The 20,028-nt window shown below is 66.8% G+C and carries 20 protein-coding genes; 16 read left to right on the forward strand and 4 right to left on the reverse strand.

Annotated elements, in window-relative coordinates; genetic code table 11:
• The first annotated feature begins 70 nt into the window (after nucleotides 1–70).
• A complete protein-coding gene (locus CFB40_RS19835) occupies nucleotides 71–1,357 on the forward strand; it encodes an epoxide hydrolase family protein (protein WP_089432140.1) in 1,287 nt (428 codons plus the stop codon).
• A 190-nt stretch (nucleotides 1,358–1,547) separates the two neighbouring features.
• Here the strand turns inward: CFB40_RS19835 and CFB40_RS19840 are convergent, their stop codons facing one another.
• On the reverse strand, nucleotides 1,548–1,988 hold the full coding sequence (locus CFB40_RS19840; RefSeq protein ID WP_089432141.1) for an RICIN domain-containing protein: 441 nt from the start codon (nucleotides 1,986–1,988) through the stop codon (nucleotides 1,548–1,550).
• Nucleotides 1,989–2,472: 484 nt separating this feature from the next.
• Here CFB40_RS19840 and fabI point away from each other — a divergent pair, with 484 nt between their 5' ends.
• The 15 genes from fabI to CFB40_RS19915 all read left to right on the forward strand — a co-directional run bounded on the left by fabI (nucleotide 2,473) and on the right by CFB40_RS19915 (nucleotide 18,108).
• The gene (fabI, locus tag CFB40_RS19845; RefSeq protein WP_089428321.1) at nucleotides 2,473–3,282 is read left to right on the forward strand and encodes an enoyl-ACP reductase FabI; all 810 of its coding nucleotides are present in this window, start codon (nucleotides 2,473–2,475) and stop codon (nucleotides 3,280–3,282) included.
• A gap of 61 nt (nucleotides 3,283–3,343) precedes the next feature.
• The gene (locus tag CFB40_RS19850; RefSeq protein WP_089432142.1) at nucleotides 3,344–5,692 is read left to right on the forward strand and encodes a DUF3141 domain-containing protein; all 2,349 of its coding nucleotides are present in this window, start codon (nucleotides 3,344–3,346) and stop codon (nucleotides 5,690–5,692) included.
• Nucleotides 5,693–5,711: 19 nt separating this feature from the next.
• Complete coding sequence (locus tag CFB40_RS19855) at nucleotides 5,712–6,650, forward strand: phosphate acetyltransferase (protein ID WP_089428319.1); 939 nt, start codon at nucleotides 5,712–5,714, stop codon at nucleotides 6,648–6,650.
• Between the two features lie 4 nt (nucleotides 6,651–6,654).
• Nucleotides 6,655–7,833, forward strand: a complete 1,179-nt coding sequence (locus CFB40_RS19860) for an acetate/propionate family kinase (RefSeq protein ID WP_089433252.1) — start codon at nucleotides 6,655–6,657, stop codon at nucleotides 7,831–7,833.
• Between the two features lie 28 nt (nucleotides 7,834–7,861).
• A complete protein-coding gene (locus CFB40_RS19865; protein ID WP_089428318.1) occupies nucleotides 7,862–8,116 on the forward strand; it encodes a hypothetical protein in 255 nt (84 codons plus the stop codon).
• A 270-nt stretch (nucleotides 8,117–8,386) separates the two neighbouring features.
• Entirely contained in the window at nucleotides 8,387–9,430 is a 1,044-nt protein-coding gene (locus CFB40_RS19870; protein WP_089432143.1) for an alpha/beta fold hydrolase, read from the forward strand.
• Nucleotides 9,430–9,972 carry a cytochrome P460 family protein gene (locus tag CFB40_RS19875; protein WP_089428316.1) on the forward strand — a complete coding sequence of 181 codons (543 nt, stop codon included), beginning with the start codon at nucleotides 9,430–9,432 and terminating at the stop codon, nucleotides 9,970–9,972. Before CFB40_RS19870 ends, CFB40_RS19875 begins: the two co-directional genes overlap by 1 nt.
• Nucleotides 9,973–10,273: 301 nt before the next feature.
• Nucleotides 10,274–10,618: a DUF4148 domain-containing protein gene (locus CFB40_RS19880; protein ID WP_089432144.1), complete on the forward strand. Its 345-nt coding sequence runs from the start codon at nucleotides 10,274–10,276 to the stop codon at nucleotides 10,616–10,618.
• An 84-nt stretch (nucleotides 10,619–10,702) separates the two neighbouring features.
• Nucleotides 10,703–11,494, forward strand: coding sequence for an alpha/beta fold hydrolase (locus tag CFB40_RS19885; RefSeq protein ID WP_089433253.1), 792 nt, complete (start codon nucleotides 10,703–10,705; stop codon nucleotides 11,492–11,494).
• Between the two features lie 76 nt (nucleotides 11,495–11,570).
• The gene (locus CFB40_RS19890; protein WP_089432145.1) at nucleotides 11,571–12,971 is read left to right on the forward strand and encodes an amidase family protein; all 1,401 of its coding nucleotides are present in this window, start codon (nucleotides 11,571–11,573) and stop codon (nucleotides 12,969–12,971) included.
• 423 nt (nucleotides 12,972–13,394) lie between these two features.
• Nucleotides 13,395–13,865, forward strand: a complete 471-nt coding sequence (locus CFB40_RS19895) for a rhodanese-like domain-containing protein (protein WP_089428313.1) — start codon at nucleotides 13,395–13,397, stop codon at nucleotides 13,863–13,865.
• 28 nt (nucleotides 13,866–13,893) lie between these two features.
• Nucleotides 13,894–14,832 (forward strand): serine O-acetyltransferase EpsC, encoded by a 939-nt coding sequence (gene epsC / locus CFB40_RS19900; RefSeq protein ID WP_089428312.1) that lies wholly within the window; start codon nucleotides 13,894–13,896, stop codon nucleotides 14,830–14,832.
• Between the two features lie 8 nt (nucleotides 14,833–14,840).
• Nucleotides 14,841–15,062 (forward strand): helix-turn-helix domain-containing protein, encoded by a 222-nt coding sequence (locus CFB40_RS19905; RefSeq protein ID WP_011356215.1) that lies wholly within the window; start codon nucleotides 14,841–14,843, stop codon nucleotides 15,060–15,062.
• Nucleotides 15,063–15,200: 138 nt separating this feature from the next.
• A complete protein-coding gene (locus CFB40_RS19910) occupies nucleotides 15,201–16,133 on the forward strand; it encodes a family 2A encapsulin nanocompartment shell protein (protein ID WP_006479760.1) in 933 nt (310 codons plus the stop codon).
• Nucleotides 16,108–18,108 carry a family 2A encapsulin nanocompartment cargo protein cysteine desulfurase gene (locus tag CFB40_RS19915; protein WP_089432146.1) on the forward strand — a complete coding sequence of 667 codons (2,001 nt, stop codon included), beginning with the start codon at nucleotides 16,108–16,110 and terminating at the stop codon, nucleotides 18,106–18,108. Before CFB40_RS19910 ends, CFB40_RS19915 begins: the two co-directional genes overlap by 26 nt.
• Before the next feature lie 60 nt (nucleotides 18,109–18,168).
• Here the strand turns inward: CFB40_RS19915 and CFB40_RS19920 are convergent, their stop codons facing one another.
• From CFB40_RS19920 to CFB40_RS19930, 3 genes are all read right to left on the reverse strand, one after another.
• Nucleotides 18,169–19,062 (reverse strand): acetylglutamate kinase, encoded by an 894-nt coding sequence (locus tag CFB40_RS19920; RefSeq protein ID WP_089432147.1) that lies wholly within the window; start codon nucleotides 19,060–19,062, stop codon nucleotides 18,169–18,171.
• 48 nt (nucleotides 19,063–19,110) lie between these two features.
• The gene (locus CFB40_RS19925) at nucleotides 19,111–19,632 is read right to left on the reverse strand and encodes a PTS sugar transporter subunit IIA (protein WP_089432148.1); all 522 of its coding nucleotides are present in this window, start codon (nucleotides 19,630–19,632) and stop codon (nucleotides 19,111–19,113) included.
• Between the two features lie 132 nt (nucleotides 19,633–19,764).
• Complete coding sequence (locus CFB40_RS19930) at nucleotides 19,765–19,983, reverse strand: hypothetical protein (RefSeq protein WP_256976858.1); 219 nt, start codon at nucleotides 19,981–19,983, stop codon at nucleotides 19,765–19,767.
• Between the last annotated feature and the right edge of the window lie 45 nt (nucleotides 19,984–20,028).

Genomic DNA, 20,028 nt, shown 5'->3' on the forward strand with positions numbered 1-20,028 from the left:
TTGAAAGCGTGGGCGCGTTTCCCGCGCGCGGCATGTTCACTTTCCACTTCACGAAAGGAGATGCCGAACGATGTCTTCCACACCGTTTTCCCCGATGCGTCGCCACCTGCTGGCCACCTCCGTGGCCGCCGGGGTCTCGGCGATGCTGCCCACCGCGCTGCATGCGGCGACCGGCGCGAGCGGCGCGACCGGCATACGCCCGTTCACCGCGCACATTCCCGATGACGCCGTGGCCGACCTGCGCCGCCGCATTGCCGCGACGCGCTGGCCGGGGCGCGAGACCGTCGCCGACGAATCGCAAGGCGTGCGGCTCGCGCGCATGCAGGCGCTGCTGCGTTACTGGGGCACCGACTACGACTGGCGCAAGGGCGAGGCGCGCCTGAACGGCTTCCCGATGTTCATCACGGAAATCGACGGGCTCGACATTCATTTCATTCACGTGCGCTCGCGGCACGAGAACGCGATGCCGATGATCATGACGCACGGCTGGCCGGGCTCGATCTTCGAGTTGCTGAAGACGATCGGCCCGCTGACCGATCCGACCGCGCACGGCGCGAGCGCGGACGATGCGTTTCACGTCGTCGTGCCGTCGTTGCCGGGTTTCGGCTTCTCGGGCCGCCCGACACGGACCGGCTGGGGTTCCGACCACATCGCGCGCGCTTGGGGCGAGCTGATGGCGCGGCTCGGCTATACGCGCTTCGTGTCGCAGGGCGGCGATTGCGGCTCGGTGATCTCGCACCGGATGGCGATGCAGCGCGTGCAGGGCCTCGCCGGGATCCACGTGAACATGCCGGCGACGGTGCCGCCGGATATCGCGACGCTGCTCGCGACCGATGCGCCCGCGCCGGCTTCGCTGTCGCAGAAGGAGAAGGCCGCGTACGAGAAGCTCGCGACGTTCTATCGCGACAACTGCGGCTACTCGGCGATGATGGTCACGCGCCCGCAGACGGTCGGCTATGCGCTGGCTGATTCACCGTCAGGGCAGGCGGCGTGGATGTACGACAAGATTTCGCAATGGACATACAGCGGCGGCGTGCCCGAACGCTCGATTCCGCGCGACGAGATTCTCGACGACATTTCGTTGTACTGGCTGACGAACACCGCGACGTCCGCCGCGCAGATCTACTGGGAGGATCACTCGAACAACTTCAACGCGGTGGACATCTCGCTGCCGGCCGCGATCACGGTGTTTCCGGGCGAAATCTACCAGGCGCCGCGCAGCTGGGCCGAGCGCAGTTATCACAACCTGATCTACTTCAACGAAGTCGACAAGGGCGGGCATTTCGCGGCATGGGAGGAGCCGGCGCTGTTTGCGCGTGAAGTGCGTGCCGGGTTCCGGCCGTTGCGGCGCGTGTAAGCGGGGAGGGAATGGCGAACGCGGGCCGGCGCGGTCATGCGGCCTGCGTTCGTTTCTGCTTTGCGGTTCAGCACGCCCACGCGGATGGCAACCTCGGCTGCCTGCGATTCGGTGTGTCATGCGAACCGGCAGTGACGAACGATGGTGCGCCGAACAACTCAATCGGCACACCACCGAAGCCCGGGTCAGGTCACTTCTTGAACGAATCCTGCGGGACGGGAACCGGGCTCCAGATCTCCGCATCCGATGCGTTGGCCGTGTACGTCCAGATGTACGTGCCCTTCGCGACGTTTCTCCACTGGAGATCGAAGACAAGTTGCGAATTGCTCACGTTTTCGATGTAGCCCGATTGCGCGTCGTCCGATTGCGGGTCGAATTGCCATTGCTGAGAGGCCGACGCGTTGTTTTTCTTGTAGGTGTTCAGGTAAAGGTATTGCTCGGCGGATACCGTTCCGCAGTCGATGGCGAGCGTGGGGTCGCTGTGCAGCGTGATTCCGCCATCCGGTTGGAAGTCCCACTCGGTATACAGGTTGTCCGTACTGGTGGGAAGGAGCACCAACCTGTTGCCTTTGACGCGATCGGTGACGCCGATGAGCCAGCTGTTGTCGGCCGAGTAATAAATTTTTGCCATTTTTTCCTCTGAGCGGTAATTGGATGAGTCGATAAATGAACGCTTCTTTCCCGACAGCAGCCTCGCGTGTAAATCATTCTTGCCCTTGATGCATCTGCATATAGTCGACGAAAAATCGTCGGCGCTTGATTGGCAAGGTTTAATGATGGGCGTCTGCCTGGGACAAACATTAGGCCCGCCACATCGCTGGATCAATTACATGCGATTACACGAAGGGTCGCTACCGTGTCGGGAACGGGTCGACCTGCAACGCTGGCCTGATGAATTGCCCACGATTGAATGACATATCGATGAAATCGATCCTTCCGGATCGAAACATTCCATCGTAATTATCTGATTTGAAAGCGATTTTGATAAAAATCAAACATATATCGCGTGAATGATCTGGTAGTTTGAAACCCTCAATACAATGATTCGCGGCATTAAGGCAATTCGGCCCTTTCGCAGTTTCGCCCGATGAAAAAATACGTTCCGAGGTTTCGCGATGACGAATAACGACGTGCGCGAGTCGCGCGCGCCTGGCAATGGCGTGCGGCCGCTTGAAGGCAAAAGAGGCATCGTCGTCGGCCTGGCGAACGAGCAGAGCATCGCCTGGGGATGTGCGCGCGCCTTTCACGCAGCGGGGGCCGAACTGGCCGTGACCTGGCAATCCGATCGAGCGTTGCCGTACGTCGAGCCGCTGCTGGAGCAGCTGAAGCCGGCGATCGCGATGCCGCTCGACGTCAGCCGAACCGACCAGATGCGCGACGTGTTCGACACGATCGGCGAGCAGTGGGGCCGCCTCGATTTTCTGCTGCATGCCGTCGCCTATGCACCGAGGGCCGACCTGCACGGGCGGGTCGTCGACAGTTCGCCGGAAGGGTTCGCGCTCGCGATGGATACCTCCTGCCACTCGTTCATCAGGATGGCGAAACTTGCCGAGCCGTTGATGGATTCCGGTGGCAGCCTGATGGCAATGACCTATATCGGCGCCGACCAGGTCATCGCCGAGTACGGCGTGATGGGGCCGGTCAAGGCGGCGCTGGAGGCCACCGTTCGCTATCTGGCCGTCGAGCTGGGGCCGGCCGGCATCCGCGTGCATGCGGTGTCGCCCGGTGCATTGCCCACGCGCGCGGCCTCCGGGCTGCCGAACTTCGATCACCTGCTCGACGACACCGCACGGCGTGCGCCATTGCGCCGGCCGTTCGACATCGACGACGTCGGCGCGCTATGCACCTTTCTTGCCAGCGATGGCGCACGCGCGATGACCGGCGGCGTTCACTACATCGACGCGGGGATGCACGTGCTCGGCTGACGCGAGACGGCCGCTCCCGGAATGCGTCGGGATTCACCTTGCCCCTCTGGAGAACAGTGTTATGGATGCTGCCACGCAACTGGCGCGCAGTCACGAGATCGCCGCGGAGATTGCCCACGTCCTGCAAAAGCGCACGCAGCACGCGCTGGAACAGTACGGAAAGCGGTTGAGCGAAGCATTCGACGGCAGCGACAGCCCCGGCCACGACCCGGGCGCCGCGCCCTTCGCCACAGCGCTCTCGCCGTTGAGCGCATGGCATTACGCGGTCGACACCGTCCAGCGCTCGCTGCTGTTCTGGGACACGCTGCGCGAGCGCGGCACGCAATACGTCGAGCGCGCGGGCCAGGGGCTCAAGCCGGTGCTGCATTTCGACTACGACGTCGTGCTCGACGGCCGGCAGTTCGAGCGCCCCGTCAATTACGCGCTCGTTCACATCCAGCCGCCGGACGGCGTGATCGTCGACGCCGCCAAGCGGCCTTACCTGATCATCGATCCGCGCGCGGGGCACGGCCCCGGCATCGGCGGCTTCAAGGACGATTCGCAGGTCGGCGTGGCGTTGCGCGCGGGGCATCCGGTGTACTTCGTCGTGTTCTTCCAGGAACCCGAGCCCGGCCAGACGCTGCTCGACGTGTGTGCGGCGGAACAGGCGTTCGTCCGCAAAGTGCGGGCGCTGCATCCGGACAGCCTCAAGCCGGCCATCGTCGGCAACTGCCAGGGCGGCTGGGCCGCGATGATGCTCGCGAGCTCGTCGGCGGACGATACGGGCCCGATCGTCATCAACGGCGCGCCGATGTCGTACTGGAGCGGCGCGTGGAGCGACGGGCCCGGCGACAATCCGATGCGCTATGCCGGCGGCCTGCTCGGCGGCACCTGGCTCGCGTCGTTCTCGTCGGACCTCGGCAACGGCAAGTTCGACGGCGCGTATCTCGTGCAGAACTTCGAGAACCTGAACCCGGCGAACACGTTGTGGGACAAGTATTACCACGTGTACGACCACATCGACACCGAGCCGCCGCGCTTCCTCGAGTTCGAGCGCTGGTGGGGCGGCTACTACCTGATGAACCGCGAGGAGATCGAATGGATCACGCGCAACCTGTTCATCGGCAACAAGCTCTGGTCCGGCGAGGTGCGGGACGGGACGGGCAAGGCGTTCGACCTGCGCGAGATCCGCTCGCCGATCATCCTGTTCGCGTCGATGGGCGACAACATCACGCCGCCGCAGCAGGCGTTCAACTGGGTCGCGGACATCTACGGCAGCACCGAGGAGATCAAGTCGCGCGGGCAGGTGATCATCGGGTTGATGGAAGAGGATGTCGGGCATCTGGGCATCTTCGTGTCGGGCAAGGTCGCGAAGAAGGAGCACGCACAGATCGTCAGCGTGCTGGATGCCGTCGAAACGCTGCCGCCCGGCCTCTATGCGATGTCGATCGAGGAAGTGAAAGGCGCCGACGGGAAAGTCGCTTACGAGGTCACGTTCGCCGAGCACCGTCTCGAAGAGATCGCGCAACACTTCAACCGCTTCGGGCGCAAGGACGAACAGGCGTTCGAGGCGGTCGCCGAGCTGTCCGAATTCACGCAGCGCGCCTATGAACTGTTCATGCAGCCGTTCGTGCAGCAAGCCTCGAACGAAACCACGGCGCGCGCGTTGCGGGAATTTCATCCGCTGCGTTTTCAGCGCTGGGCGTTTTCCGATCTGAACCCGTGGCTTGGCTGGCTGAAGCCGGCTGCCGACACGGTCAACGCGCATCGCCAGCAGGCCGACGATATCGAACCGTGGCGCAAGCTCGAACGCCGTGGCTCGGACGTCGTCAGCGCGTCGCTCGATTTTTTCCGCGCGATGCGCGATGCCGGCACCGAGTCGCTGTTTTTCACGCTGTACACGCAGCCCTTCATGCTTCATTTCGCGGAGCAGAATCGCGATCGTCATGCCGCGTCGCCGGCGGCGACGGACCCTCGCGACCTGCCGTTCGTGAAGGACGCGCTCGCGTCGATCGATCGGGGCGGCTACACCGAAGCGGTTGCGCGCGCAGCGTTTCTGCTCGAACGCAGCGGCGAGCCGTTTCCGCTGGCGCAGCTGGCGACCGAGCGTGAACTCGCCGAAACCTACGCCGAGTATCTGCCGGACCTGCCGCCCGACCAGTGGCGGCGCATCTACGGCGAGCAGGAAATCATCGCGACCTACGCGCCGCAGCAGGCCGTCGCGACGCTGCCGGCGCTGCTGGTCCGGCCTGAGGATCGGCAGCGGCTGCTGACGTTGCTGGACAAGCTGCTGGGCGATCCGCGCGTGCAGAGCGCGTCGGTGAGCGAGCAACAGTGGGCGGCCCTGCAACGCATCCGCGCGGTGCTGGGCGCGCCGCCCGCGAAGCGGCCGGCCAAGGAGCCGGTAGCGGCCCTCGAGCGTGTGCAGTGACGGACAGCCAGGAACCACGATGGAAAACAGACACGAGAAATATCTCCGCCTCATCGAACACTGCCGGACGCTGGCGCCGATGCCGACGGCCGTCGCGCACCCGTGCGATCGAAGCTCGCTCGAAGGGGCGCTGGAGGCGGCGCGCAAGGGGCTGATCGAACCGATCCTGGTCGGCCCGCGGGCCCGGATCGAAGCGACCGCCGCGGCGTGCGGGCTGTCGATCAGCGACTATGAGATCGTCGATGCGCCGTACAGCGAGGCGTCGGCAGCCGCGGCGGTGCGGCTCGTCCGCGACGGGCGGGCGGCCGCGCTGATGAAGGGCAGCCTGCACACCGACGAGCTCATGGCCGAAGTGGTGCGTCACGATGCCGGATTGCGCACCGGCCGGCGCATCAGCCATTGCTTCGTCATGGACGTGCCCGCGCATGCCGATCCGCTGATCGTGACCGACGCGGCGATCAATATCGCGCCGACGCTCGAGGAAAAGGTCGACATCCTGCAGAACGCGATCGATCTTGCGCATGCGCTGGCCTTTCCGCAGGTGCGCGTGGCGATCCTGTCGGCGATGGAGACGGTCAACCCGAAAGTGCCGTCGACGCTCGAAGCCGCCGCGCTGTGCAAGATGGTGGACCGGCGGCAGATTACCGGCGCGCTCGTCGACGGCCCGCTTGCGCTCGACAACGCGATCGATCCCGAGGCCGCGCGCATCAAGCAGATCGATTCGCCGGTGGCCGGGCACGCGAACGTGCTGATGGTGCCCGACCTCGAAGCAGGCAACATGCTCGCCAAGAGCCTGTCGTTCCTGGCCGGCGCGGACGCCGCAGGGATCGTGCTCGGCGCGCGCGTGCCGATCATCCTGACGAGTCGCGCCGATTCGTTGATCACCCGGCTGGCTTCATGCGCGGTCGCGATGCTCGTCGCGAATGGGCAGCGTGAAGCGGCCGCGCACGCGGGGTGACGCCATGGCAGACGTGATTCTGGTGTTGAATGCCGGCTCGTCGAGCATCAAGTTTTCCGCGTTCGACGTGCAGGGCGACACGCTCGGGCTGATCGTGCACGGTCAGGTCGATGGGCTTTACACGGCCGCCGCGCACTTCAGTGCCGTCGACCATCACGGGGAACATCACGAGCAGCAATGGGCCGGCGTCGAGACGTTCGGCCATCACGAAGGGCTCGAGCAGATCGCCGCGTTCCTGGAGGCTCACCAGGAAGGGCATCGTCTCGCGGCGGTGGGCCATCGCGTCGTGCATGGCGGCCAACGCTTCAGCGGCCCGGTGCGCGTCACGCCCGAGATCGTGGCCGAGCTGGACAAGCTCACGCCGCTCGCGCCGTTGCATCAACCGCACAACCTGACGCCGATTCGCATCCTCGAAACGGTGCAGCCCGGCATCGAGCAGGTGGCCTGCTTCGACACGGCATTCCACCGCACGCAGCCCGCGGTGACCCAGGCGTTCGCGCTGCCCGAGTCGATCACCAGCCGGGGCGTGCGCCGCTATGGATTCCACGGGCTCTCGTACGAGTACATCGCGAGCGTGCTGCCCGACGTCGCGCCACAGGCGGCGCGCGGGCGCACGGTTGTCGCCCACCTCGGCAACGGCGCGAGCATGTGCGCGCTCGTGGCGGGCAAGAGCGTCGCGAGCACGATGGGGTTCACTGCCGTCGACGGGCTGCCGATGGGCACGCGCTGCGGCAACCTCGACCCGGGCGTCGTGCTCTTCCTGATGGAAGAGCTCGGGATGGACGTGCGCGCCGTCGAGGATCTGATCTATCGGCGCTCCGGGTTGCTCGGGGTGTCCGGTATCTCGAGCGACATGCGCACGCTGCTCGCGAGCGACGATCCGCATGCGCGCTTCGCGATCGAGCTGTACGTCGATCGCATCGCGCGCGAACTCGGATCGCTCGCCGCGGCCATGGAAGGCATCGACGCGATCGTCTTCACGGCGGGGATCGGCGAGCACGCGGCGGCGATTCGCGAAGGCGTGATGCGCCGTGCGGCCTGGCTCGGCGTCGAGATCGACGTCGACGCGAACCAGGCCGGCGGGCCGCTGCTCACGACGGCGTCGAGCCGCGTGTCGGCGTGGGTGATCCCGACCAACGAAGAACTGATGATCGCGCACCATACGCGCCGGCTGATCCGGTGAGTGCAGTCGAATCGAGAAAGGAGCCGTCATGGCCGAACTGTTGCTGGTCAATGTCGAAGAACACGCACGCGACGACGAGGTCGGCGCGTTCCTGACCCGGTATGGATTCCCGCTGTTCGATTCGATCGAGCGGGTGCCGGCCGGGATCGGTAACCCGATCGCGCTGCTCAGGTTCAGTACGCTGTCGTCGGTGGCGCTCTACACGTTGCGCGCACGGATCGATCACCTGTCGTGGCGGGGACGGTCGATTCGTGCGCATATCCTGCCGGATCGGAAGGTGTGAGCGGATTCTCATGTCAGCGTGGTTGAAGGGGGGAATGCGGGCTGATTCCCCTGTAAGCACGCCTCTCCAGCACGATTTTTGAATCGCCGTGTGTCGTGTTCACGCACAGATACGTTGGGATACAAAGCCTCTGGATGGATCGGATATAAATCCGGTGAAGCGATTCACACGGCAGCGCAGTGCCAACGCCGCCGCCGCGAACGCGGATTCCCGAGCGCCCCTGCGCGCCGTGGTCCCCCTTCCTTAGCGATCGACACTGGAGAACGAGTCATGCCTGAAACCGTGAACACCCGCCGCCGCCTGATCCTCGGTACGACGCTGGCCAGCCTGAGCCTCGCCGACCTCGGCTTCAGCGCCCTCGCGCATGCGCAGTCGGCGCCCGATGCAGCGCCCGCAAAGCGCACGGCCGGCGTCGCGTCGCTGGGCACGATTCACCAGATCGACGCGGGCGTGCTCAACGTCGGGTATGCGGACCTCGGGCCGAAGAACGGCCCGGTCGTGTTCCTGCTGCACGGCTGGCCGTACGACATCTACAGCTACGCGGAAGTCGCGCCGCTGTTCGTCGCGGCCGGCTATCGCGTGATCGTGCCGTACCTGCGCGGCTACGGGTCGACGACGTTCCGTTCGGCCGACACGGTGCGCAACGGCCAGCAGGCCGTGACGGCCGTCGACATCGTCGCGTTGATGGATGCGCTGAAGATCGACCGCGCGGTGTTCGGCGGCTACGACTGGGGCGCACGCACGGCCGACGTGATCGCGGCGCTGTGGCCGCAGCGCGTGAAGGCGCTGGTGTCGGTGAGCGGCTACCTGATCGGCAGCCAGGCGGCGAACGCCGCGCCGCTGCCGCCGCAGGCCGAGCTCCAGTGGTGGTATCAGTTCTATTTCACGACCGAGCGCGGCGAACTCGGCTACACGCAGAACCGCGATGCGTTCAACAAGCTGATCTGGCAGCTCGCGTCGCCGAAATGGCAGTTCTCCGACGAAACCTATGCGCGCACGGCCGCATCGTTCCAGAACCCCGATCACGTCGCCGTCGTGATTCACAACTATCGCTGGCGCCTCGGGCTCGCGAAGGGCGAAGCGCAGTACGACGACATCGAGCGCCGCCTCGCGGCCGGGCCGGCGATCACCGTGCCGACGATCACGATGGAAGGCGACGCGAACGGCGCGCCGCATCCGGCGCCGGCCGCCTACGCGAAGAAGTTCACCGGCAAGTACCAGCACCGCACGATCACCGGCGGCATCGGCCACAACCTGCCGCAGGAAGCACCGCAGGCGTTCGCCGATGCGATCCTGCAAGTGGAGCATCTGTGATGCGGGCGCGCGTGGGTGTGATGCGCCGCATCATGCGACGCGCGGTCGTCGCGGGCGTGCTGCTGGCCGGCGCGTGGTCGGCCAGCGGTCCGGCCGCATTCGCGGAGCAGCCGAAGCCGGCTGCCGCCGCTTCGCCGATCTATGGCGTGACGATCCCGCCTGGCTACCGGAAGTGGGAAATGGTCGCGCCGGCCGAGGAAGCCGCGCCACTCGACGAACTCCGTGTGGTGCTCGGCAACCCCGTCGCGATCCGTGCGCTCGAACAGGCGACGCTGCCGTTCCCGGACGGCACGATCCTCGTGAAGCTCGCGTACAAGCGCAAGCAGTCCGACGAGCTCCCGAGTGCCACGGTGCCGGGCCAGGCGACGACCGTGCAGGTGATGGTGAAGGACTCGCGCCGCTATGCATCGACGGGCGGCTGGGGCTTCGGGCGCTTCATCAACGGCGTGCCGGCCGATATCGGCCAGCATCAGACGTGCTTTGCGTGCCACCAGGCGCGTGTGAAGAACCACGACTACGTGTTCACGCGGCTTGCGCCGTGACGTGCGTGGTTTGATGGGTTCGACCGAAGGCGTGCCGTGTATGGCACGCCTTTTTTCATGGTGAGTGGGCTTGGGGGATCGCGTCAGCAGACGGGCCAGTGAACGATGCGGCAGCCCGGTTTGTATCGCACTGTATCTGCGGCCGTTCCTGAAAAACTGGCATGCAGAAAGCCCCGGTTTCGGAAACATCGCAGATACGTGCGCGGGTTCTACTGTCGACATGCAGGAAACGTTCGATACCAGACGATCTGGATCGGATGCCGAATGATCGACTGACCTACCTATCTCAAGGAGAACCCTCATGAAAGCCGCTCGAATCCTCGCCGTTGCCGTCCTCGCTGCCATCCCCGCCCTGTCGTTCGCCGATACCGGCCACGGCCTCACGCGCGCCGACGTGCGCGCCGATCTCGTCCGCCTGGAGAAGGCCGGCTACCGCCCGGCCAGCAGCGAAGCGAACTACCCGAACGATATCGCGGCCGCGGAGAACGCCCTCGCCGCGGAGCAGGTCGCGCGTTCCGACCAGAACGGCCCGTCGAAGTCGCAAGGCGACAATGTGGCCGATGCATCGGCGCCGGCCGGCCATCACGATGCCGCTCAATCGCGTTCCGCGCGGAATGCCGCCGACGACCTGTACGCGCATTCGTGATTGGCTGCCGCGCTTGCCTCAGGCGGGCGCGGCCACCACTGCAGCACTACATGTGAAAAACACAACAGAGCAAGGAGCATGACGATGGCCGGTTTGATGAAACGCGTTCTGGTATCCGCCGCGGTGATCGGCGGACTGTTCGGTGCGGTAGCGGCACAGGCCGCGCCGAAAGAAGATCTGAAGGGGACGAACGTCGTGCTCGTGCACGGCGCGTTCGCCGACGGGTCGAGCTGGAACCGCGTGATTCCGCTGCTCGAGGCGCGTGGCCTGCACGTGGTGTCGGTGCAGAATCCGCTGAGCTCGCTCGCCGACGATGCGGCCGCGACGAAGCGCACGATCGACGAGCAGAAAGGGCCGGTCGTGCTGGTCGGCCATTCGTGGGCCGGCGTCGTGATCAGCGAGGCGGGCAACGACGACAAGGTGAAGTCGCTCGTGTACGTCGCCGCGTTCGCGCCCGACAACGGCCAGTCGATCGCCGACGTCACGCAGGGGCTGCCGGCGCCCGCGTGGGCCGGTGAGCTGCGCAAGGACGCGGGCGGTTTCGCGACGCTGTCGGACAAGGCGATCGCGCAGGATTTCGCCCCCGACCTGCCGCCCGCGCAGCAGCGCATCGTTGCGGCGACGCAGGGGCCGTGGTACGGCGGTTGTATCTCGGAGAAGGTCACGCAGGCCGCGTGGCATGCGAAGCCGTCGACGTTCGTCGTCGCGACGCAGGACAAGATGATCGACCCGACGCTGCAGGAAGCGATGGCGAAGCGGATCGGCGCGACGGTCACGCGCGTGAACGGCAGCCATGTGTCGATGCTGAGCCAGCCGAAGGCCGTGGCCGACGCGATCATCGCAGCGGCCGAGCGCGCGAAGCAGGATGCGCAGTGAGAGCACGCGGCGCCGCGCTTTCGCAGGAAAGTGCGGCGCCATGAGTGAGTGTGATGTCCTTCCACAAGGAGAAGTCATGACGGAACTCTGGCAGCTGCCCGCAACCGAACTCGCGAAGCGCGTGCGGCATCGTGACGTGTCCGCGCGAGAAGTGGCGGATGCGGTGCTCGACCGTCTCGAGGCGGTGAATCCGGCGATCAACGCGGTGATCGAACACCGGCCCGACGATGTCCGGCGGCAAGCCGACGAAGTCGATCGCGCGATCGCGCGCGGCGACGATCCGGGGCCGCTCGCGGGCGTGCCCGTGACCGTGAAGATCAACGTCGACCAGGCGGAATTCGCGACGACCAACGGCACGCGCCTGCAGGAGAACCTGATCGCGCACGCCGACAGCCCGGTGGTCGGCAACATCAGAAAGGCCGGCGGGATCCTGCTCGGCCGCACCAATTCGCCGACGTTCGCGTTGCGCTGGTTCACGTCGAATCTCGTGCATGGCCACACGCGCAATCCGCGCAACCCGTCGCTGACGCCGGGCGGATCGAGTGGCGGTGCGGCGGCAGCCGTGGCCGCCGGGATCGGTCCGCTTGCCGTCGGCACTGACATCGGCGGCTCGGTGCGTTACCCGGCCTACGCCTGTGGCGTGCATGGCATTCGTCCGTCGCTCGGTCGCGTGCCCGCGTTCAACGCGTCGTCGCCCGAGCGTGCGATCGGCGCGCAGCTGATGTCGACGGCGGGGCCGATTGCACGCACGATCGACGATCTCTCGCTCGCGTTGCGTGCGTTCGCCGCACCGGACCCGCGCGATCCGTGGCACGTGGCGGTGCCGTTCGACGGGCGCGAGGTGCCGAAGCGCGCGGCACTGTGCGTGCGGCCGGGTGGCTTGCAGGTCGTGCCCGAGGTCGAGGCCGCATTGCGCGATGCCGCACGGCGGTTGATCGATGCCGGCTGGACCGTCGACGAGATCGACGACACACCGCCGATGCGCGAGGCGGCGCTGTTGCAGGAGCAGCTCTGGCTCGGCGACGGATTCGACGCTTTGACGAACGCGGTCGTGAAAGACGGCGATCCGGGGGCGGCTGCCGTGGTCGAGGCCGTGCGCGGCAAGGTGCGCGACCTGCCGGCCGACGTGATCAGCCGCGCGCTCGTCCGGCGCACGACGTTGACGCGGCAGTGGCGGCTGTTTCTCGACGAGTATGCGGTGCTGCTGCTGCCGGTGTCGTCGGAACTGCCGTTCCCGGACGATCTCGACCGCCAGGGGCAGGACGGGTTCGATCGCGTGTGGGAGGCGCAGCTCACGTTGCGCGCGTTGCCGGCGATGGGGCTGCCGGGATTGGCCGTGACCACGGCGCTCGTGAATGGCGTGCCGGTCGGCGTGCAGGTGGTTGCCGCGCATCATCGCGAGGATCTGTGCCTGCTCGCGGGGCGCGATATCGAAGCGCGCGGCGTGCCGGTCGCGCCGGTTGACCCCGTGGTGTGACGCGTTGAAGCGCGAGTGCATCGGCGATGCCGCGTCCGGCGTCGTGTCGATGCATTCCGCCAGCCAACAGGATGTCACCCGTTGTCCCTGCATGCGCGCCCGTGCATGCAGGCCATTTCGGATTCCGTTGCAACGCGCCGCACGCCGCGTTGATCGTCTGCCGCGAACCCTTTCAAAATCCTTCGATGCGTGACATCGAACGGTCACCATGCTTCCCGTCCTGCTCGCCGATGAACCCGCCCTGATAGCGCGCGTCTGCTATTGCATTCCTCGCGGCGCTGATTAGGAAATGAATTTTTATTGGTTCTGCTTGCTCTTCCTCGCTCGCATAGTGGCGCTGACGGCTATAGACAGCACGCAAGCTGCAACGGCCGCATTCCCGGTGTCTTTGATCATACGAATCAACGAAAACAAGGAAGTGTCATGACGGTTGCATTGGAAGAACGAACCGCTGCGCAACAGGCGCTCGAAGACGCGCGCGCGGCGGCTACGGCGGCCGGCACGCCCTATGCGGGCGGCGTCGCGCCGGAAGCGGCATGGGCGCTGTTCACCGCCGGCGATGCGCTGCTGGTGGACGTACGCACCGCCGAGGAACGGAAATTCGTCGGCCACGTGCCGGAATCGCTGCATGTGCCGTGGGCAACGGGCACGAGCCTGACGCGCAACCCGCGCTTCGTGCGCGAACTGGAAGCGAAGACCGGCAAGACGGCCGTCGTGTTGCTGTTGTGCCGCAGCGGCAACCGCTCGGCGCAGGCGGCCGAGGCCGCGACGAAGGGGGGCTTTACGCAGGTATTCAACGTGCTCGAAGGGTTCGAGGGCGACCTCGACGAGCGGCAGCATCGCGGCGGCAGCAATGGCTGGCGTTTTCGCGGCCTGCCGTGGGCGCAGGACTGATTCACGGCCGTTACGGGGAGAAAGCAGCATGGCCGCATTCGACATCGACGACATCGTTCAATCGCTGCAAAGCGTGCGCCGTGCATGGCGCGAGAAGCAGCGGCGCTCGCTGGAACCGGGCGGGCGCGACCTGCCGGCGCGCGAGGCGCTCGCGCAGATCATCGGCGCGCTGAAAGGCGTGCTGTTTCCGATGCGGCTCGGGCCGCCCGACCTGCGCCAGGAGAGCGAGAACTTCCACGTCGCCCATGCGCTCGACGCCTCGCTGAATGCGCTGCTCGCGCAGGTGAAGCTGGAATTGCGCTACGCGGCACGGCAGCGCAATGCCGACGAACCGGTCGATAACGTCGATGACGTGGCGTCGACCGCCGTGCAGGCATTCGCCGCGCGCTTGCCCGAGATTCGCCGGCTGCTCGACAGCGACGTGCTGGCCGCGTTCCATGGCGATCCGGCGGCCGGCAGCGTCGACGAGGTGCTGCTGTGCTACCCGGGCATCCTCGCGATGATCCATCACCGGCTCGCGCATGAGCTGTACGGGCTCGGCCTGCCGCTGCTCGCGCGGATCATCGCCGAGCAGGCGCATGCGGAAACGGGTATCGACATTCATCCGGGCGCGCGCATCGGCGCGGGCTTCTTCATCGACCACGGCACGGGTGTCGTGATCGGCGAGACGGCGATCATCGGCGAGCGCGTGCGCGTGTACCAGGCCGTCACGCTCGGCGCGAAGCGCTTTCCGCGCGATGCGGACGGCCATCTGGAGAAGGGGCACGCCCGCCATCCGATCGTCGAGGACGACGTGGTGATCTATGCGGGCGCAACGATCCTCGGCCGCGTGACGATCGGACGCGGCGCGGTGATCGGCGGCAACGTATGGCTCACGCAGGACGTGCCGGCCGGCGCGAACATCACGCAGGCCGTGCTGCGCAGCGAAGCGAACGCCGCGCCGCGCGCGGCGGCGCGCGTCGCCTAGGAGGCGCGATGAGTGACCTCATCCATCACTTCGGCGCCAACGTGCGCAAGCTGCGCGAAGCGCGCACGTGGTCGCAGGAGCAGCTGGCCGAGCATGCGGGGCTGAACCGCTCGTATGTCGGCGAGATCGAGCGCGGCGAGGCGATCGCGTCGATCGTCACGGCCGACAAGATCGCGCGCGCGTTCGACGTGTCGATCTCGACACTGCTGCCGGGTGCGTACGTCACCTGAGGCTGCCTCGTTTCATTTCCCTTTCGGTTGCACGCGACCTGACGGCTATAGCATGTTGAGCCGGCAGGTGCGTGCTTCCGATAATCACCGAGCGTCATAAGCAATCCCGTTTTTCATCTAAAGAACCCGGAGCCACACATGTCGACCGTTGCAAGCGGCACGGCTGCGCTGAGCGATCACGCCGCCCGCCAACTAGCGAACGCTACCAAGACCGTCCCCCAGCTTTCCACGATCACGCCGCGCTGGCTGACCCACCTGCTGCAATGGGTGCCGGTCGAGGCCGGCATCTATCGGCTGAACCAGGTGAAGAACCCGGAAGCCGTGCGCGCCGCGTGCACGCAGCTCGAGGACGAAAGCGTGCTGCCGCAGACCTTCGTGCCGTACGAGGAACAGCCGCGCGAGTATTTCCTGAACGCGGTGAGCACGGTGCTCGACGTGCATACGCGGATCTCCGATCTTTACAGCAGTCCTCACGACCAGATCAAGGAACAGCTGCGCCTGACGATCGAGACGATCAAGGAGCTGCAGGAAAGCCAGCTGATCAACAACCCCGACTACGGGCTGCTCGCCAACGTGACCGACGAGCAGCGGATCTTCCCGCTGACGGGCGCGCCGACGCCGGACGATCTCGACGAGCTGCTGACCAAGGTGTGGAAGGAGCCCGCGTTCTTCCTCACGCACCCGCTCGCGATCGCCGCGTTCGGCCGCGAATGCACGCGGCGCGGTGTGCCGCCGCCGACGGTCAGCCTGTTCGGTTCGCAGTTCCTCACGTGGCGCGGCATCCCGCTGATCCCGTCGGACAAGGTGCCGGTCGCGGACGGCAAGACCAAGATCCTGCTGCTGCGCGTCGGCGACAAGCGCCAGGGGGTGGTCGGCCTCTATCAGCCGGGCGTCGCGGGCGAGCAGGGCCCGGGCCTGTCGGTGCGCTTCATGGGGATCAACAACCAGGCGATCGCGTCGTACCTGATCTCGCTGTATTGCTCGCTCGCGGTCCATTCGCCGGATGCGCTGGCTGTCCTCGATGACGTCGAAATCGCCAAGTTCCATGACTATCCCGACACCTACCGTTAATCCCGGCCTGGCCGGCGGCGACGCGCACGCGCTGCCGCACGCGCCGCTGCCGGCCGGCTTGCCCGACCCGGCGACGCTTGCGCGGCTCGCGTCCGAGTTCTTCGCGACGCCGCCCGGGCAGGCCACCGCGCCCGGGCTGTCGGCGGGCAGCGGTGCGGTGGGCGGCGTGCCGTCCGCGTTGCCGGCCGCCGCGCCGATCCTTGCGTCGGTGAGCAACCCGGTACCCGGCGGTTCGCCGCTCGCGGGCCCGGGCGGTGCGGGCACCGGCGTGCCCGGTCTCGCGCTCCCGCAAGGGAAAGTGCCCGGTGCGAACCTCGCGCCGTCCGCGCCGACGCACGTGCTGTCGCTCGGCAACCGCGCCCCCGCGCTCGCGCCGCATGCGGCCGCGCAGAACGGGCTGCCCGACAACGTCGTGTCGATCGCGCCCGCGCTCGAACCGCGCGTCGGCGGCGCGGCGCTCGGCGTGCCGCAAGTGAACGCGCCGGCATCGGAAGGCGCGGCGAAGGCCTCGCCGTACTACTTCACCGACGGCTCGCTGCAGGGCTGGCAGGCGACGCCGCAGGACATCGTCGTGCCGTCGAACGGCCTTGCTTCGCCGGAAGCGTTCGGGCTGCCGGGCGACGACGCGCTGCGCGAACTGCTCGCCGTGCATCGCGACGGGCCGGTGTCGCGTGCGTCGGGCGCCGACGTGCCGCGCTACTTCATCGACGATGCGCACGCAGCCGAGCCGCAAGGCCAGCTGTATCGCGGCGCGCATCCCCCGTTCGACGTGAATGCGATCCGCCGCGATTTCCCGATCCTGCAGGAGCGCGTGAACGGCAAGCAGCTCGTGTGGTTCGACAATGCAGCGACGACCCACAAGCCGCAGGCCGTGATCGATCGTCTCGCGTACTTCTATGCGCACGAGAACTCGAACATCCACCGCGCGGCACATGCGTTGGCCGGCCGTGCGACGGACGCGTACGAGCATGCGCGGGAAACGGTGCAGCGCTTCATCGGCGCCTCGTCGCCCGACGAGATCGTGTTCGTGCGCGGCACGACCGAGGCGATCAACCTGATCGCGAAGACGTGGGGCGTGCAGAACGTCGGTGAAGGCGACGAGATCGTCGTGTCGCATCTCGAGCACCACGCGAACATCGTGCCGTGGCAGCAGCTCGCTGCGCTCAAGGGTGCGAAGCTGCGCGTGATTCCGGTCGACGATTCGGGGCAGGTGCTGCTCGACGAATACCGGAAGCTGCTCAACGACCGCACGAAGATCGTGTCCGTCACGCAGGTGTCGAACGCGCTCGGCACGGTCGTGCCGGTGAAGGAGATCGTCGAGCTCGCGCATCGTGCGGGCGCGAAGGCGCTCGTCGACGGCGCGCAGTCGATCTCGCACATGCGGGTGGACGTGCAGGCGCTCGATGCGGATTTCTTCGTGTTCTCCGGGCACAAGATCTACGGGCCGACCGGGATCGGCGTCGTGTACGGCAAGCGCGCGATCCTCGACGACATGCCGCCGTGGCAGGGTGGCGGCAACATGATCGCGGACGTGACGTTCGAGCGCACGGTGTTCCAGCCGCCGCCGAACCGGTTCGAGGCCGGCACCGGCAACATCGCGGATGCGGTGGGGCTGGGCGCTGCGCTCGACTACGTGAACCGGGTCGGCATCGAGAACATCGCGCGCTACGAGCACGACCTGCTTGCGTATGCAACGAGCGTGCTCGCGCCGGTGCCGGGCGTGCGGCTCGTCGGCACGGCCCGCGACAAGGCGAGCGTGCTGTCGTTCGTGCTGAAGGGCTATGAGACCGAGGAAGTCGGGCAGGCGCTGAACGAAGAGGGCATCGCGGTGCGCTCGGGGCATCACTGCGCGCAGCCGATCCTGCGGCGCTTCGGGCTCGAGGCGACGGTGCGGCCGTCGCTCGCGTTCTACAACACGTGCGACGAAGTCGATGCGCTGGTGAGCGTCGTGCGGCGGCTTGCCGCGCGGCGCTGACGCCATTCGCTTGCGGCGGCCCGAGCGGGTCGCCGCAAGCGTTTTATCGCTACCAGAAAGTCAGAACCGCACGACCTGCTTCTGCTCGACGCCGAAGCCGTCGCGTAGCACGCTCGCCGAATCCGCGAAATAGCGGCGGGTTTCCGACAGCAGGTCGGTGTTGCCGCGACGGCAGAACACGACCCCCGATCCCTCTTCCGTCAGCAGTTCGTCGATCAGCGATTCGGGTTGCCCGATGTCGGCGAGATGGACGTTCTGCACGCCGTGCGCAAGCGCATCGAGCGCGTCCCGCACGCAAGGCGCCGCCGCGGCCGCCGGGTGCTCGGCGAGCCAGTGCTCGAGTTCCGTGATGCCGTACAGCCCCGCGAGTTCGCCAAGTTCGCGCAGCAGCGTGCCGTCGACCATCATCACCAGCGTGACGGCGCCCGTTCGCTGCGCGAAGAGGCTGCCGAGCCGCTCCGCGCGCAGCAGGTGATCGTGGCCTGCGTCGTCCGGGGCGACCGGCATCACGACGGGCACCAGCCCATTCTCGAGAAATGCGTTCAACGCGGTGCCGTCGAACCGTGCGACCGCGCATGTGCCGACGCGGTCGGAATCCGCGCTCGCCACGAGCAGGCCGCCGTCGTGCCCGTCGATGCCGATCGACTTGGCGCCGTGACTGCCGATCAGGCGCACCAGTTCATGATTGACGCCCGCCATCGCCGCGTGGACGGCGTGGATCGATTGCGTGCCGGCCGCGGCCGGCACGCCTTGCACGACGATCGGGCGAACGCCGGTGAGCGCGAGCAGCGCGACATCCTGCGCGAAGGCCTGGCGGGCGCGCGCATCGCTCGCGGCGCCGCCATCGACGATGACGACGGTCTGCCCGTGCAGGGCCTGCATGAACGGCAGCGAACGCGCCAGGCCGGCTACGCGGCGGGACGTCGGGGTGGGACTTTCAGGGTCTGGGAACATGGGAGTCCGAATGGATGAAGGGAATGCCTGCCGCCGCAGGGTGCGGCATCAGGGCGTGCGTTGCATCAGCTGGTGAATCTCGTCCGGCGTTAGCGCATCGCGCGATGCCTGCCGGAACGGGCGTTCGCTGAAACACCGCGCCGCGTCGGCCAGCAGTTCGAGGTGCGCGCGGTTGTCTTCCTGCGGCAGGACCAGCACGATGAATTCGCGCACGGGCTTGCGGTCCGGTGCGTTGAAGCTGAACGGATACTGCGCGCGAACGAACAGCGCGACGGCCGAGCGGAGACCGGCGACACGCGCATGCGGAATCGCGACGCCCTGGCCGAGGCCGGTCGAGCCGAGTTGCTCGCGCTTCGTCAGTTCGGTCCTGATCCGTTCCGCGGATACGCCGCTGCTGCGCTCGATATAGTGCGCGACGAGGGCGAACAACTGGATCGCGCTTTCGACCGGTACGTCGAGCAGGATGTGGTCCGGCGGGCAGGCGTCGGCCAGCCGGGTCGCGAACGGTGTGCCGCCGCGTCGGTAGGGAAGGTCGGGTTGGCCGCCGGCGGCGGCCTGCTGCGTTTGCATGCGGATCTCTCCGTGTCGGGATGACAGGGAAATCCTAGACAAAGCCGCGTAAAGACGGTGTTAGATACGAGCGGGCCCGGCATTAAAATTGTGTATCGATTGCCGGTGGAACCGGGCCCGAAGCGTAGCGCTTCAGGTACCCGACAGCACGAACGGCAGCGTTGTCAGCAGAAACACCGAAATGCCGACCACCGGCGCGCCGAACGCGATCGCCGCGAACGCCACCGCGGCGCTGGTCAGCACGAGCGTTCTCGACACCCGTCGGTGCCGGTCGTGTGCAGCCGCCCTGTCATCGCGGATTGCACCGGTCCGCGTACCGATCACGTGTTTCCAGAACGTCAGGCCAAGCATGATGGCTCCTGTATGAAAGATGGCCGGAATGGGGCGCGCGACGCG

The sequence above is a fragment of the Burkholderia sp. AU31652 genome (assembly GCF_002223155.1).
Taxonomy (GTDB): Bacteria; Pseudomonadota; Gammaproteobacteria; order Burkholderiales; family Burkholderiaceae; genus Burkholderia.

Bases quoted from the DNA above. Each gene is read 5' to 3' on its own strand.
- CFB40_RS19835 (WP_089432140.1), top strand. From the start codon at position 71: ATGTCTTCCACACCGTTTTCCCCGATGCGTCGCCACCTGCTGGCCACC.
- CFB40_RS19840 (WP_089432141.1), bottom strand. From the start codon at position 1,988: ATGGCAAAAATTTATTACTCGGCCGACAACAGCTGGCTCATCGGCGTC.
- fabI (WP_089428321.1), top strand. From the start codon at position 2,473: ATGACGAATAACGACGTGCGCGAGTCGCGCGCGCCTGGCAATGGCGTG.
- CFB40_RS19850 (WP_089432142.1), top strand. From the start codon at position 3,344: ATGGATGCTGCCACGCAACTGGCGCGCAGTCACGAGATCGCCGCGGAG.
- CFB40_RS19855 (WP_089428319.1), top strand. From the start codon at position 5,712: ATGGAAAACAGACACGAGAAATATCTCCGCCTCATCGAACACTGCCGG.
- CFB40_RS19860 (WP_089433252.1), top strand. From the start codon at position 6,655: ATGGCAGACGTGATTCTGGTGTTGAATGCCGGCTCGTCGAGCATCAAG.
- CFB40_RS19865 (WP_089428318.1), top strand. From the start codon at position 7,862: ATGGCCGAACTGTTGCTGGTCAATGTCGAAGAACACGCACGCGACGAC.
- CFB40_RS19870 (WP_089432143.1), top strand. From the start codon at position 8,387: ATGCCTGAAACCGTGAACACCCGCCGCCGCCTGATCCTCGGTACGACG.
- CFB40_RS19875 (WP_089428316.1), top strand. From the start codon at position 9,430: ATGCGGGCGCGCGTGGGTGTGATGCGCCGCATCATGCGACGCGCGGTC.
- CFB40_RS19880 (WP_089432144.1), top strand. From the start codon at position 10,274: ATGAAAGCCGCTCGAATCCTCGCCGTTGCCGTCCTCGCTGCCATCCCC.
- CFB40_RS19885 (WP_089433253.1), top strand. From the start codon at position 10,703: ATGGCCGGTTTGATGAAACGCGTTCTGGTATCCGCCGCGGTGATCGGC.
- CFB40_RS19890 (WP_089432145.1), top strand. From the start codon at position 11,571: ATGACGGAACTCTGGCAGCTGCCCGCAACCGAACTCGCGAAGCGCGTG.
- CFB40_RS19895 (WP_089428313.1), top strand. From the start codon at position 13,395: ATGACGGTTGCATTGGAAGAACGAACCGCTGCGCAACAGGCGCTCGAA.
- epsC (WP_089428312.1), top strand. From the start codon at position 13,894: ATGGCCGCATTCGACATCGACGACATCGTTCAATCGCTGCAAAGCGTG.
- CFB40_RS19905 (WP_011356215.1), top strand. From the start codon at position 14,841: ATGAGTGACCTCATCCATCACTTCGGCGCCAACGTGCGCAAGCTGCGC.
- CFB40_RS19910 (WP_006479760.1), top strand. From the start codon at position 15,201: ATGTCGACCGTTGCAAGCGGCACGGCTGCGCTGAGCGATCACGCCGCC.
- CFB40_RS19915 (WP_089432146.1), top strand. From the start codon at position 16,108: ATGACTATCCCGACACCTACCGTTAATCCCGGCCTGGCCGGCGGCGAC.
- CFB40_RS19920 (WP_089432147.1), bottom strand. From the start codon at position 19,062: ATGTTCCCAGACCCTGAAAGTCCCACCCCGACGTCCCGCCGCGTAGCC.
- CFB40_RS19925 (WP_089432148.1), bottom strand. From the start codon at position 19,632: ATGCAAACGCAGCAGGCCGCCGCCGGCGGCCAACCCGACCTTCCCTAC.
- CFB40_RS19930 (WP_256976858.1), bottom strand. From the start codon at position 19,983: ATGCTTGGCCTGACGTTCTGGAAACACGTGATCGGTACGCGGACCGGT.